This is a genomic window from Muricoprocola aceti, assembly GCF_025567005.1.
GTDB classification, from domain to species: Bacteria; Bacillota; Clostridia; order Lachnospirales; family Lachnospiraceae; genus Marvinbryantia; species Marvinbryantia aceti.
In genome coordinates, this window is the sequence record NZ_JAOQKE010000012.1 from 37,136 (window position 1) to 50,546 (window position 13,411).

The 13,411-nt window shown below is 43.6% G+C and carries 12 protein-coding genes; 1 reads left to right on the forward strand and 11 read right to left on the reverse strand.

Translation table 11 applies throughout. The features are described 5' to 3' along the window. Positions 1 to 12: 12 nt before the first annotated feature. The 3 genes from OCV47_RS09955 to OCV47_RS09965 all read right to left on the reverse strand — a co-directional run bounded on the left by OCV47_RS09955 (position 13) and on the right by OCV47_RS09965 (position 3,957). Positions 13 to 1,008: a calcium/sodium antiporter gene (locus OCV47_RS09955; RefSeq protein ID WP_262654931.1), complete on the reverse strand. Its 996-nt coding sequence runs from the start codon at positions 1,006 to 1,008 to the stop codon at positions 13 to 15. Positions 1,009 to 1,265: 257 nt separating this feature from the next. Further along, on the reverse strand, positions 1,266 to 2,810 hold the full coding sequence (gene asnB / locus OCV47_RS09960; RefSeq protein ID WP_262654932.1) for an asparagine synthase (glutamine-hydrolyzing): 1,545 nt from the start codon (positions 2,808 to 2,810) through the stop codon (positions 1,266 to 1,268). A 28-nt stretch (positions 2,811 to 2,838) separates the two neighbouring features. Then, on the reverse strand, positions 2,839 to 3,957 hold the full coding sequence (locus OCV47_RS09965) for a DUF4317 domain-containing protein (protein ID WP_262654934.1): 1,119 nt from the start codon (positions 3,955 to 3,957) through the stop codon (positions 2,839 to 2,841). A gap of 150 nt (positions 3,958 to 4,107) precedes the next feature. Here OCV47_RS09965 and OCV47_RS09970 point away from each other — a divergent pair, with 150 nt between their 5' ends. Continuing rightward, a complete protein-coding gene (locus tag OCV47_RS09970) occupies positions 4,108 to 4,725 on the forward strand; it encodes an SGNH/GDSL hydrolase family protein (RefSeq protein WP_262654935.1) in 618 nt (205 codons plus the stop codon). Positions 4,726 to 4,731: 6 nt separating this feature from the next. Here the strand turns inward: OCV47_RS09970 and sfsA are convergent, their stop codons facing one another. From sfsA to OCV47_RS10010, 8 genes are all read right to left on the reverse strand, one after another. Continuing rightward, entirely contained in the window at positions 4,732 to 5,418 is a 687-nt protein-coding gene (gene sfsA, locus OCV47_RS09975) for a DNA/RNA nuclease SfsA (RefSeq protein ID WP_262654936.1), read from the reverse strand. 93 nt (positions 5,419 to 5,511) lie between these two features. After that, on the reverse strand, positions 5,512 to 7,053 hold the full coding sequence (rny, locus tag OCV47_RS09980; RefSeq protein ID WP_262654981.1) for a ribonuclease Y: 1,542 nt from the start codon (positions 7,051 to 7,053) through the stop codon (positions 5,512 to 5,514). 152 nt (positions 7,054 to 7,205) lie between these two features. Further along, positions 7,206 to 7,667, reverse strand: coding sequence for a regulatory protein RecX (locus tag OCV47_RS09985; protein WP_262654938.1), 462 nt, complete (start codon positions 7,665 to 7,667; stop codon positions 7,206 to 7,208). 6 nt (positions 7,668 to 7,673) lie between these two features. Beyond that, positions 7,674 to 8,723 carry a recombinase RecA gene (gene recA, locus OCV47_RS09990; RefSeq protein ID WP_117447590.1) on the reverse strand — a complete coding sequence of 350 codons (1,050 nt, stop codon included), beginning with the start codon at positions 8,721 to 8,723 and terminating at the stop codon, positions 7,674 to 7,676. Between the two features lie 305 nt (positions 8,724 to 9,028). Continuing rightward, on the reverse strand, positions 9,029 to 9,700 hold the full coding sequence (locus OCV47_RS09995) for an acyltransferase (protein ID WP_262654940.1): 672 nt from the start codon (positions 9,698 to 9,700) through the stop codon (positions 9,029 to 9,031). Positions 9,701 to 9,718: 18 nt separating this feature from the next. Beyond that, the gene (topB, locus tag OCV47_RS10000) at positions 9,719 to 11,743 is read right to left on the reverse strand and encodes a DNA topoisomerase III (RefSeq protein WP_262654941.1); all 2,025 of its coding nucleotides are present in this window, start codon (positions 11,741 to 11,743) and stop codon (positions 9,719 to 9,721) included. Positions 11,744 to 11,810: 67 nt separating this feature from the next. Then, complete coding sequence (locus OCV47_RS10005; protein WP_262654942.1) at positions 11,811 to 12,524, reverse strand: hypothetical protein; 714 nt, start codon at positions 12,522 to 12,524, stop codon at positions 11,811 to 11,813. Next, positions 12,517 to 13,401, reverse strand: coding sequence for an ABC transporter ATP-binding protein (locus OCV47_RS10010; protein ID WP_117447594.1), 885 nt, complete (start codon positions 13,399 to 13,401; stop codon positions 12,517 to 12,519). Before OCV47_RS10010 ends, OCV47_RS10005 begins: the two co-directional genes overlap by 8 nt. Positions 13,402 to 13,411: the final 10 nt, after the last annotated feature.

Consider the following 13,411-nt stretch of genomic DNA (forward strand, 5'->3'; position numbering starts at 1 on the left):
GTTGCCCCTCATTTATCTTAAGATAATATAAACTGCATACACCAGATACAGTCCAGCCATGGCAATCCCTTCTTTCCGTGTGATCTTTCTTTTTGTTGCAGCAAATGCCCACACCAAAATCGAAAATCCCACCAGGATCATGATATCGACCAGATTCTCAGTTAAAATACTGATTGGATTGATAGCAGAAGCGATTCCAAGCACCATCAAAATATTAAAAATATTGGATCCAACCGCATTTCCTACCGCCATATCTACTTCATCTTTTCTGGCCGCTACAATGGATGTTACCAGTTCCGGAAGAGACGTTCCGATAGATACAATGGTCAGCCCTACCAGCGTCTGGCTCATTCCCAGCTCTATGGCAATCCGGCTGGCGGTATCTACCGTGAGATCACCGCCTGCTGCAATGGCGATAGCTCCGCCTGCAATAAAAAGAAAACTTTTTGGATAAGACAATACTTTTAATTCTTCTTCGCATTCAATGGCGACTTCTTTGCCTTCTGCTCTTGCTTTTCGTGCGCTTCGGATCATCATGACGATATAGCAGGCAAACAGTGCCAGGAAAATCACACCGTCCAGATGTCCCAGAATATAAGGGCCTTTATCTCCTATAGCCAGTACTCCCAGGCCTGCCAGCAGCAGTGCGCAAATCACGGATAACGGAATATCCCGTACAACGGTATCCCGCTGTACTGCAATGGGAGTAAGGATCGAACAAACTCCTATTACAAACATCAGGTTGAAAATATTCGATCCAACAACATTGCTGATAGCTAACGCATTATTATTCACCATGGATGCAGTGACACTGACAGCAGTCTCCGGAAGGGATGTTCCCATAGCTACAATCGTCAATCCGATAATGATGGATGGCACTTTCAGCCTTTTGGCAATACTGGAGCTGCCTTCTACAAAGCAGTCTGCCCCCTTGATCAGAAGGAAAAATCCCACAACCAAAAGTAATACTACCACTGGGAGCGCTGCTCCCTGAATAAATTCCTGCATATAATTCCTCCTTTTCTTTGCAAATACAGTTTCCGCAAAATTTTTCTTTTCATTCATGCAATAAAAAAGACCCACGCATGCCTTATCATTAAAGCATACATGAGTCTCATTCTTTAAGATTTGCCAGGTCTGCTGACCGGGTCTGTTGACAAATCACGCTTTCACGCGAACTACTCCCTCACGGAATCTGTTTTACTTTTATTCTTATTGTATTTCTTTTTGCATTGTTCTTATGATAACAAACCATCTGGCAAAAGTCAACGCTCACTTTTCACAAAATACTCTTCATACCATACCAGGAAGGTGTAGATAGTCCAAACCTTTCTCCAGTTATCTGAATTGCCTCCTACATATTCGTCAAAGATTTTCTGAATCTCTTCTATATTGAAGAATTTAGTAGCCATTTCACTGTGGAACTTCGCCTGTACATCCTGATTGTAACGTTCGTCTGCCATCCAGATACGGATCGGTACAATGAATCCCAGCTTTTTACGAAAAGCGATCTCTTCTGGCAGAACTTTGGCAGCTGCGGTACGGAATGCCACTTTATTCTGCTCCCCGTTCACTTTATAGCAGGATGGCATTCTGGATGCAATATCAAAGACACGGCGGTCTGTCAATGGCATACGAATCTCCAGACCTGCTGCCGTACTCATCTTATCTACATTCAGGTAAATATCTCCTTCCAGCCAGATCTGAATATCAATATCAGACATCTTCGCCAGTGGATCCAGTCCCTCGATTTCTTCATAAATATCTTTTACCAGGTTAATTGGCAGTACATCTTCATTATAATGTTTCAGAATCCGCTTTTTCTCGTCTTCTTTCATGATATTTGTATTGCCTACATAGAAGGTCTTTAGGTTGTCACCATAACGTGTGGCATTGCGATACATATTATATCCGCCAAAAAATTCATCTGAGCCTTCTCCAGAATAACAAATCTTTGTATGTTTTGCCGTTTCTTTGCAGGCTATCGCAAAGGCAATCGCTGAAGCATCTGCCAGTGGCTGCTCCATCTCATACATAACATATGGCACGATATCAAAATACATTTCCGGTGTAATCAGACATCTGCTGTTCTCTCTGTGTAAAAGATCTGCAGTCTGTTTTGCCAGTCCGGATTCATCAAAGCGTTCTTCTTCATACCCACAGGAATCTGTCATTTTCACATTAGATACCGCCACTACATAAGATGAATCCACACCACCAGACAGGAATGCTTCTGCACTCTCATCCCTGGCCAGTACTTCCGGCATCACATTCTGAACAGTGGTATGAATCTCATTCGCCCAATCCTCCAGCGTTTTACTCTCGTCCGGATGAAATTCCGGTGTCCAGTATCTGGTGATCGTCAGTGTTCCGTTTTTCCATACCAGGAAATGTCCCGGCATCAGTTTTTTCACGCCTTTGAAGAAAGTATCCTCTCCGCCCACATACGTCAGCGTCAGATAAATCTGGAGCATTTCTTCGTTCAATTCTTTCTCAAAGCCTGGCTGTTTCATAATATCCCGAATCATAGTTCCATACAAAAGCTGTCCATCTTTTGTCATATAATAATAAAATGGCTTGGTTCCAAACTGGTCTCTTAAAGCAAACAGCTCCTCTTTTTCATCATCCCACAGTGCAAAAGCAAACATACCATACAGATGGTCTGCCATGTCATGTCCCCACACTTCATACGCTTTGATCAAAATCTCTTTTTCTCTTTTCTCTCTTGTAAGGGATGCATCAATCTGCAGTTCTGCGCACAGACTCTCCCAGTTTCTGATATGTCCTCTGTATTCTTTGATGGTTATCATAAATGTTCACACTCCTTTTATCCTTGGTTTACCTGATCAAAATTCCATTCACTTCTACTTCATCATTCAGTTCAATGACCAGGCATTTCTTTCCATCAATCTCTCTGGTCTCCACCAGATCTGTCCGTTCCGGATTCACCTGAATTACAATATCCGGTGTCTTAATTTCAAACTTTCGTCTGTTCACCACATTGGCTGCCATAAACGATGCATTTTCTCCAGCAGTCTCCTCATAGTGACTGTCAAATTCCTCCAGCTTTTCATTGGTTACTTCGCTCTGCTCCAGAAGACGCTTCACATCATTCTTTTCCAGCTTCAGAGGCTCTGGTTCTTCTTTCTGTTCTTCCAGCATCTCATTTAAATTGTCATAGATTGTTCTGACCATCTCATAACTGCAGTCATCCCCAAGTGTCTGTTCCACCAGCTCCTGAAAGATCTCTTTCTGGTCTCCTGCTGTCATCGGCAGAACACATCCAAGCACTGCGTCCACAAAATCATTTGCAGGTTGTTCTGCTTTCTGATTGTAATATAACAGACTATGTATATCTGCACTGCGGTCATGAAAGGCCGGGAACAAAAATCCCAGCATTGGCATATCCACCACCCAGTCCTGAATATTGTTTTCAAAGCAATGGTCTTCTGCATTGTAAGACAGACATGGCTTCGACAGATTCACCGGGCAGATACAACAAATAATATGTTCATAGATCTCATCGGATGCATCAAACATCTCCAGATTATCTGAAGATTTTCCAGGGATATCATAGACACCATAGATCAGCAGAATCAGATAATTTCCCACATAATAATAAGAGTCTATGATTTTATCATAGAATTCTTCCAGTATTCCGTCATCTTTCAGTTCTGTCGCTTTCAGCTTCATAAGCAGTTCCTGGGTTCCGCCTTCCATCTCTGTATCCAGCGGGAATTCCATAGTCAGCAGATTCTTTCCGATGGTTCCGGACATTGCCTTACGGAAAATATTCAGATATTTAAAAAACTCTTCATCCGGAAGTGACAGAAACGCCTGACGGAATTCTGCCTGCTTCTTTTTTTCTCCATCTACGTAACAGCCACAGATTTTGGTGGCAGGGCATTTTTCCTGCGTATATTGCTTTTTGATCTCTGCAATTTCTTTTTTGTTCATTCCAATTGTGGGACTTTTGCCCCACCCCTCCGTTTCATTCGTTTATTTCGACTTTCATTATAGTTGTTTTTCCATCGTTCAGCAACTATAATCATCCTATAACCTGACATTTGATATTCACGAATTTCGGGATGATTACGGAGGCTGAACATGAAAACTGATTATTTATTTCTTGGTGACAGTATCACTGATTCTAACCACCTCTGGATGCCGGAAACAGGCAGCCTGGGAGATGGCTATGTAGCTATGCTGGCCAAACAGCTTGGTCCAGATGCACAGATTGTAAACAAAGGGATCGACGGTTTCACAGTTGCCGCTCTTCTGGAACGGTTAAACCGCGGATTTCTGAAGGGACATCCTGATGTTATCTCCCTGATGATTGGTATCAACGATATCGGCGTAGCGCTAAACACCAATGTCACTCTGAATGATCTGCGCTTTGCCGAACATTACCGGGAAGTTCTGATGCGACTCCATGACTCTGGCGCCGCTGTGTTGTGTTCCGGTCCTTTTATTTTTCCACATCCGCAAAAATACCAGCTATGGATCCCTTATGTGCTGGAACTGGAACAGATCATGGGCGAGATCTGTGCTTCTCTTTCCCTGCCATTTGTTCCACTGCACGCTTATATGACTTCTCTGGTTCAAAATGAAGATTATGATGCCGTCACCGTAGACGGTATTCATCCAACCACCTATGGTCATGAAGAACTGGCTGATTATCTGCTCCCGCATCTTCTGGATCTGGCTCGTACTCACTCCGTCTGATCCTGTTTATTCTATAACTACCGGCAGCGGCTGATCAATTCGGATACTGTTTTCTGTCATCTGACAGTCATAAGCCAGCAGATGCACACCGGCATCTGCTGCTTTTCTGAGTGCATATCCAAACTCCGGATGTGTATTCCAGTTAGGCTCCACATAACGGATTTGCTTCATCTGTACCACAAAAAACAGATATGCCTCGTAATCATCCGCCCGGCAGGCAGCCAGTTCTTCTACATGCTTCACACCTCGCAGTGTCGGCGCATCTGGAAATCTTGCTATCCCATTCTCTTCCAGTGTTACACCTTTCACTTCTATGAATGCTTTTTTTCCATCTCCGTATTCTACATACAGATCAAATCTGGACTTTCCACAGGTCACTTCCCGCTTTACTTTTGTCAGATTCCGGAAATAGCCACTTTCTTTTACCCATTCTTCCACTACTGTATTGGTCACCTGTGAATCCACATTGATCAACTGCCCCTTTTTATATACTGCAATCAGATCGTATCTTGTCTTACGATTCGGATTGCCGCTTTCCTGAAGAATCGCTTTTACTCCGGGTATAAACAATTCCCGACACCTTCCTGTATTTTTTACATGACACAGGACTACTTCCCCATCCAGCTCGATCTCGGCAATAAAACGATTCTTTCTGGAACGAAATATTCCGGTTGTCACATTCTCATAATGCATGCTTTCCATCTCCTTTTGGTGAGTGCATCTATACACGATTTCTGCAAAAAAGAAAACCGGTGTTTCACATTTACTGATCAACACCGGTCTTTTTTATTTTGCGTAATCCACTGCACGTGACTCACGTATTACACTTACTTTAATCTGTCCAGGATATTCCATCTCAGCTTCTATCTGCTTGGAAATATCTCTTGCCATCAATACCATATCGGCATCGCTGACTTTTTCAGGAACAACCATAATTCGAATCTCTCTACCTGCCTGAATAGCAAATGATTTATCAACACCCTTGAATGAGTTTGATATATCCTCTAACTGTTTTAATCTGTTGGTATATGTTTCCAGAGTCTCTCTTCTCGCACCAGGACGAGCTGCTGAAATGGTGTCGGCAGCCTGTACGATACATGCAATCAGAGTTTCCGGTTCTACATCGCCATGATGTGATTCCACCGCATTGATAACGGTTGTAGATTCTTTGTATTTCTTACAGAGATCTGCACCAATCTGCACATGAGATCCTTCAATTTCATGGTCAATGGACTTGCCAATATCATGTAATAAACCGGCACGTTTTGCCATACGGATATCCACACCGATTTCCCCTGCTAAAAGACCTGACAACTGTGCAACTTCGATAGAATGCTTCAATGCGTTCTGACCATAACTGGTACGGAACTTCATTCTACCAAGCAGACGGATCAGTTCAGGGTGAATTCCATGTACTCCTACCTCTAATGCTGCTGCTTCGCCTTCTTCGCGAATCATTGTCTCTACTTCTTTTTGCGCTTTTTCTACCATCTCTTCGATTCTTGCCGGATGAATACGTCCATCCACAATCAGCTTCTCAAGAGCAATTCTTGCTACTTCTCTTCTGATTGGATCGAAGCTGGATAAGATGACTGCTTCTGGTGTATCGTCAATAATCAGATCCACACCTGTCATCGTCTCCAGTGTACGGATGTTACGGCCTTCTCGACCGATGATACGTCCCTTCATCTCATCACTAGGGAGCTGTACCACAGAAATCGTAGCTTCTGCCACATGATCAGCAGCGCAACGCTGAATTGCAGTTGCCACATATTCCTTTGCCTTTTTGTTTGCGTCTTCTTTTGCTTTACTTTCCAGTTCTTTGTAGAGTCTGGCAGTATCGCTTTTCACTTCGTCTTCAACAGTTTTTAACAGATAGTCTTTTGCTTGTTCGGAGGTTAAACCTGAGATTCTCTCCAGTTCCTGCACTTTTTTCTCATGAATTTCTTCAATCTCTACGCTTTTTATCTTTAATTCTTCTTCTCTGCTGGCCAGATTGCTTTCCCGTCTCTCCAGTGCATCGGACTTTTTCTCTATGGCTTCTTCTTTTGCCAGTACGCGTCTTTCATACTTCTGCAGCTCTGCTCTACGCTCTCTGGTCTCTTTATCAAGTTCATTCTTTCGATTCATCGACTCTTCTTTTGCTTCAAGCAGTGCCTCACGCTTTTTCGTCTCTGCAACTTTCAATGCGTCATCTATTATGTCCCGGGCTTTTTCTTCCGCACTTCCTATCGTCTTCTCTGCTACGTTCTTACGATAAGCTATTGCTGCCACCCAGCTAATAGCTGCTGCAATCAAGGCGACCACAATACAGATAACAAACGTCATCGCATTCACAGGAGCACCTCCTTATTAAATTTTCATTGTACAATACAACACTTCTATTCTATACTGGATTTATTGTTCTGTCAAGCAGATGAACATAAAAGCCGGAATAAGTGATAAAAATTCTTGTCCCTCATTCCGGCTTTTCATCATTTTTATACAAATTCCGCCTTTAATGCTCTCTGAATATTCTCTGGGCAAAATCCCTTTCTTGCCAGGAATGCATACATCTTCTGCTTCTCTTTCAGATCTGCAGATTCTGGATTATAATGTCTCTTTTCCATCCATCTGGCAATCTGTTCTTCTTCAGGAACCTCTCCCGTCACCTCGAAAGCTTCCTGTATCAGTTCCTTATCAACGCCCTTCTGATACAGTTCCTGCTCAATCTGTCTTCTGCTCTTTCTGGATCTCATTGCTTCTATGTACTTACAGGCATATTTGCCATCATCCACATAACGAAAGCTTTTCACATAGTCAATGGCGATATCCATCTCTTCCTGTGTATACTCTGTCTTACCTGCTGTCAGCTTCTGCCGAAGTTCTTTCTCCGTATAGTCCCGTTTCTCCAGCAGATGCATACAGCGAAGCTTCGCCCTTTTTTGCATATCATATGCCATCGCGAATTATTCCTCTTCCGCTTCTGATACAGTGGAAGCCGATGCATTCTGTTCCGCAGCTGCTCCCTGAAGGCCATAATGTTCACGAACCTTGCTCTCTGCATCTGCCATCACGTCTGGGTGATCTCTTAAGTACTGCTTCGCATTCTCACGCCCCTGGCCAATCTTCTCACCATTGTATGCATACCATGCACCACTCTTGTTAATAATTCCAAGATTAGCCGCCAGATCCAACACATCTCCTTCTCTGGAGATACCTTCTCCGAACATAATATCAAACTCTGCTTCCTTGAATGGCGGAGCGATCTTGTTCTTCACCACTTTGATTCTGGTACGGTTACCAATCATCTCTCCAGCCTGCTTCAGTGTCTCAATTCTACGTACATCCATACGTACAGAGGAATAAAACTTCAGTGCACGGCCACCGGTAGTCGTCTCCGGATTACCAAACATGACTCCCACCTTTTCACGCAGCTGATTGATAAAAATCACGGTGCAATTGGTCTTGCTGATACATGCAGTCAGCTTTCTCAGCGCCTGTGACATCAGACGTGCCTGCAGACCCACATGGGAATCTCCCATGTCCCCATCAATCTCTGCCTTCGGTACCAGTGCTGCCACAGAGTCCACAATGATGATATCTACCGCTCCGGAACGCACCAGTGTCTCGGTAATCTCCAGGGCCTGTTCCCCATTGTCTGGCTGTGAAATATATAAATTGTCAATATCTACTCCTATCTTGGATGCATAGACAGGATCCAGTGCATGCTCTGCATCGATGAACCCGGCTACACCACCCCTCTTCTGTACCTCAGCCACCATATGAAGTGCTACCGTCGTCTTACCACTGGACTCCGGACCGTATACTTCAATCACACGTCCCTTCGGAATTCCCCCAAGTCCCAGTGCGATATCCAGGCTCAGGGAACCGGTAGGAATGGTCTCAACATTCATATTATTGCTGGAATCTCCCAGTTTCATAACAGATCCTTTTCCAAACTGCTTCTCTATCTGTGACAGAGCGGCATCCAGTGCCTTCTGCTTCTCATCATTCATTCTCTCAACGCTCCTGACTCGAACCTATGTTCGTTTTTCTAGATTTATACTATATGATTTCCCGTCAAATGTCAACTGGAAGATCTGATATTTTTTCTGTAACTTTCTCTCACAAAAAACATCCTGCAAAACCGTGGCAGTGAACAGTAACATATAGAAACTGACTGCTCTTATCTTCTTATTCTTTTACATCTGATGGAGAACCTGCGGCGAATGCCGCGACAGAATTAATGTGAATTGCATTTATCATAGCAATCTTTTCTCCGTTCTGTCAAGGAGTTTCCATCGACAGGATTCGATGCGCTCTATCTCTTTTCTACAATTTCTCCCTGTTTCTTGTAGATGCTGTTCGCTCTGATCACCCCACGCACACAGGAGGTTGGATAAATCTGTGCATTTCTGCCCACTACAGTACCAGGATTCAGTACCGAATTACATCCTACTTCCACACAGTCTCCCAGCATGGCACCGAACTTCTTCAGCCCGGTCGGAATCTGATCTTCCCCGTCCTTTACTACCACCAGTGTTTTATCTGATTTTACATTGGAAGTAATACTTCCTGCTCCCATGTGTGCACGGTATCCAAGAATGGAATCGCCCACATAATTATAGTGCGGAACCTGTACTTTGTTAAACAATACCACATTTTTCAGTTCTGTAGAGTTGCCGACTACAGCGCCCTCTCCTACAATGGCATTTCCACGGATAAATGCGCAGTGACGAATCTCACTCTCTTTTCCAATGATCGCCGGTCCGTTAATGTAAGCCGTTGGTGCTACTTTTGCACTTTTGGCAACCCATACGTTTTCTCCCCGTTTTTCATATTCCTCACTGCTTAACTGATTGCCCAGCTCCACAATAAATGTGCTGATCTTTGGCAGCACTTCCCATGGATAGGTCGCACCTTCAAAAAGCTTTCCCGCAATCGTTTCTTCCAGATTGTATAAATTACTGATCTTTGCTGCTTCGATTTCCATTTGTTTTTCCTCCTACTACTATTTCTTTTTTCGTGTAACGGCAGTCTTCTTTACAGTTCCCTGCTTTCCACCGGCAGGATAATACTGTGCAGATGCATCAAAGTATTCCCGCAATGCAATGTGTTGGTTCATATGTAATACCGCATCGGTTCTGGTGCGGACAAAATGATTCAGCTTCGTCATATACTCGTCTGATGTGATGGTTCCTTCTGCCACATAAGTCAGCCCTTTCTCCCAGCTTGCCGTCAGCTCCGGATTCAAAAGCGAACGAATGGATACACTCACCACATCAAAGATCATTTCACCCAGAAGTGTAGGTGTCAGAATCTGTGTCTTTTTGTTTAATGCTATATACTGGTTGGAGATCAGTTTTTTCAGAATCTCCGCACGGGTGGCACTGGTTCCGATTCCACTTCCTTTGATCTGCTCTCTCAGCTCTTCATCTTCGATCAGCTGTCCGGCATTTTCCATAGCAAGAATCATAGAACCAGAATTGTACCGCTTCGGCGGTGCTGTCTCCCCTTCTTTGATCTCCAGACCTTTTACCAGAAGCACACTGCCCTTTTTCAGATTCTGAAGCCGGGTCAGCAGATGCTGGTCTGTCTGTTCTTCCCCGCTTTTCTTTCCGTTTATCACTTTCAGATACCCTTCTTTTTCCAGTACACGACAGGCAGAAAAGAATCGTTCTTTTCCAATCATCGTCACCAGCGAGACTTTCTTATAGACTGCTGCCGGATAAAAAATACTCAGAAAACGTCTGGCAATCAGCTCGTATACCTTTGCAGAACGTGCTGACACACTTCGCAGTGCTCCCAGCCCCTGACCAGTGGGAATGATCGCATAATGGTCCGTGATCTGTTTATCATTAACATATCTGGTGGATGCAATTTTTTTATAATTCCCCTGTTCCAGTACTTCCGCTGCAAAGCTTCCGGTTGGTTCAAATCCACACAGTCCCTTAAGATTCTTATGAATCTCTTTTGCTACTGCAGTCGAAAGTACTCTGGCATCGGTTCTCGGATAGGTCACCAGCTTTTTCTCATATAGTTCCTGCACAATCTTCAATGTCTCATCCGGACTGATCTTAAACAGCCTGGAACATTCATTCTGAAGTTCTGCCAGATTAAAAAGCAGCGGCGGATTCTTATTTTCATTTTTCCGTTCGATTTTTTCCACAACTGCCTGAAATGGCTGTGCCTGGGAAAGTACACGAATCAGTTCTTCCGCATCGTTTTTCTCTTTGAACCCATTTTCTTTGTACAGCTTCGGTGACTGATACCAGGCAGATCCTTCCACTGCCCGGAATTCCCCTTCCAGGGTACTTCCCTGGCAGTCTAATGTACTGACTACACGATAAAACGGAGTCTTGACAAACTGTCTTATTTCCCGTTCTCTTCGCACAATCATTCCCAGAACACAGGTCATCACCCTTCCCACTGAAATTACCGTATAACGGGTATTCAGATAATTCGAAATCACATCTCCATATTTTAATGATAAAAGTCTGGAAAAATTGATACCCATCAGATAGTCTTCTTTTGCACGCAAATAGGCTGCATCCCCCAGGTTGTCATATTCAGACAGATCCTTTGCTGTCTCTATTCCACGCAGAATTTCTTCTTCAGTCTGAGAATCGATCCAGACACGTTTTCTCTTTTTCTTCTGAATATCTACTTTAGCCTGTTGTTCTACCAGACGGTAAATATATTCTCCTTCCCGTCCGGAGTCGGTACAGACATAGATGGTATCTACATCTGGCCGGTTCAGCAGGCTACTGACGATTTTAAACTGCTTTTCCACCTGTGGAATCACTTCATACAGAAACTTTTCCGGTAAAAAAGGAAGTGTCGCCAGGCTCCACTTCTTATACTTTTCATCATAGACTTCCGGATAACTCATAGTGACCAGATGTCCAACACACCAGGTCACTATAGCTGTATCACTCTCCAGGAAGCCATCTTTTCTTGTGGTATTTACTTTCAGTGCTTTTGCAAATTCCTGCGCAACACTTGGTTTTTCAGCGATAAATAACGCCTTTCCCATTTTTCACCCCTATTCTGGAAAAATATGATCATAACTGTTCCGTACCTTCACAGTGGATTCTGAATAGTTACTTAATATCATTAAAAAATTCCCTGTTTCCGAAAAAGAAACAGATCAGCCCGATTGCCAGCAAAACTGCGCTTCCGATCAGTGCCAGTATGGATTCCTGTGCAAACCATGCCTGACAGTACAGACTGAATATCGTTACATACTTTAAGAAAAACAGCTGATTTACCCAGTAATAGGCTATATAAATGCCATACATTGCCAATGGAATCAACACCGCTGTTCTGATATAACTTTTCAGGTTGCTGCAACGGGCCGACATCCAGTAGCTAAAGCCTGACAGACCTATCTGTAAGCAGCATGCACCTATATTTAACAGGATATACTCTTTCTGATTCCACTCTCCGGTGAGCCTGTATACACGAGTCAGGCATCCGAGAAGTGCCGAACACAGAATCAGACATGCACCACTTCCATAAATCACCGCTGCTTTACTGCGCAGGATCTTATCAGGCTTTATTCCGGTTGCCAGAATCAGATCCATCGTGCCATCTTCTTTACATTTTGTTATTGTTTCATATGCAAGGATCATCTCCAGCAGCATTGGAATCAAAATCACCGGAATGGTATCCCAGAAAATATCAGAGATCTCTATCAGATTCATTTCGCAGATACCAATAGCCAGCAGCATGCTGCACATCTGCAAAAGAAACAGAACCAGAATTCTGAATTTATTAATCTTTAGATCCTGTCTGATAATCGGATTACTAAACATGAAGTCTGCCTCCATAAATATGTTCAAATGTTTCCTTTAAGGATGTAGGAACCGGCTCGATTTCCGTCACTTCATAGGCTGTTAATGCCTGCAGCAGCGGCTTTACCGCACCTCTGATCGATACGACTACATTCCGATCCTTCATACTTTTGATCTCAAAATCCTCACCTGCGAACTTCATTGCATTTCTTTCGTCATGAAACTGAATCATATATTCTCTGCACATGTTTTCCCGCAGATCCTCGATATCACCAATATATACCATATTTCCATGATCCAGAAGCCCCACTCTGTCACAGGTCATATCTATGCAGTTCACATCATCCGATGCCAGCAGCACCATATGCTCCTTTTCTTTTTCTTCCAGAATAATGTCAATCAGTACACTGCGGCTCTTGGGATCCAGATGATGAAAAGGCTGATCCAGCAGCACCACCTGAGGATTATGCTGCAAGGCACAGATAATCCCTGTTTTTTTTACATCTGACGAGATCATCTTTCCGATCTTCTGATCTACATCCAGGTTCAGTCTGGCTGCCAGTTCAAACAGCCGTTCCAGATTCTTCACCCCTCGCATCTGTGCCATAGACTTCAGGAACTGTCTTCCGGTCAGCTCTGACGGTAATCTCAGATTCTGCGGCAGATACCCTGTAATCCTACGAAGGGAAAGGCTGGCTTTCGCACAGTCTTTCCCATTCATTGCACATCTTCCCTTAGTTGCTTCTTCAAATCCCATAAGCATACGAAGCGCTGTGGTTTTTCCGGATCCAGCCGGGCCAAGCAGCCCAAACACTTCTCCTTCTTCTACTTCAAATGAGAAATCATAGATTCCTTTTCCAGGTCCATAACTTCTGGTAAGATTTTTAAATCGTATCATTGAACCATCT

Excerpts from the sequence above, each read along its gene's own strand:
- OCV47_RS09955 (WP_262654931.1), bottom strand. The coding sequence starts at position 1,008 with ATGCAGGAATTTATTCAGGGAGCAGCGCTCCCAGTGGTAGTATTACTT.
- asnB (WP_262654932.1), bottom strand. The coding sequence starts at position 2,810 with ATGATAACCATCAAAGAATACAGAGGACATATCAGAAACTGGGAGAGT.
- OCV47_RS09965 (WP_262654934.1), bottom strand. The coding sequence starts at position 3,957 with ATGAACAAAAAAGAAATTGCAGAGATCAAAAAGCAATATACGCAGGAA.
- OCV47_RS09970 (WP_262654935.1), top strand. The coding sequence starts at position 4,108 with ATGAAAACTGATTATTTATTTCTTGGTGACAGTATCACTGATTCTAAC.
- sfsA (WP_262654936.1), bottom strand. The coding sequence starts at position 5,418 with ATGCATTATGAGAATGTGACAACCGGAATATTTCGTTCCAGAAAGAAT.
- rny (WP_262654981.1), bottom strand. The coding sequence starts at position 7,053 with ATGACGTTTGTTATCTGTATTGTGGTCGCCTTGATTGCAGCAGCTATT.
- OCV47_RS09985 (WP_262654938.1), bottom strand. The coding sequence starts at position 7,667 with ATGGCATATGATATGCAAAAAAGGGCGAAGCTTCGCTGTATGCATCTG.
- recA (WP_117447590.1), bottom strand. The coding sequence starts at position 8,723 with ATGAATGATGAGAAGCAGAAGGCACTGGATGCCGCTCTGTCACAGATA.
- OCV47_RS09995 (WP_262654940.1), bottom strand. The coding sequence starts at position 9,700 with ATGGAAATCGAAGCAGCAAAGATCAGTAATTTATACAATCTGGAAGAA.
- topB (WP_262654941.1), bottom strand. The coding sequence starts at position 11,743 with ATGGGAAAGGCGTTATTTATCGCTGAAAAACCAAGTGTTGCGCAGGAA.
- OCV47_RS10005 (WP_262654942.1), bottom strand. The coding sequence starts at position 12,524 with ATGTTTAGTAATCCGATTATCAGACAGGATCTAAAGATTAATAAATTC.
- OCV47_RS10010 (WP_117447594.1), bottom strand. The coding sequence starts at position 13,401 with ATGATACGATTTAAAAATCTTACCAGAAGTTATGGACCTGGAAAAGGA.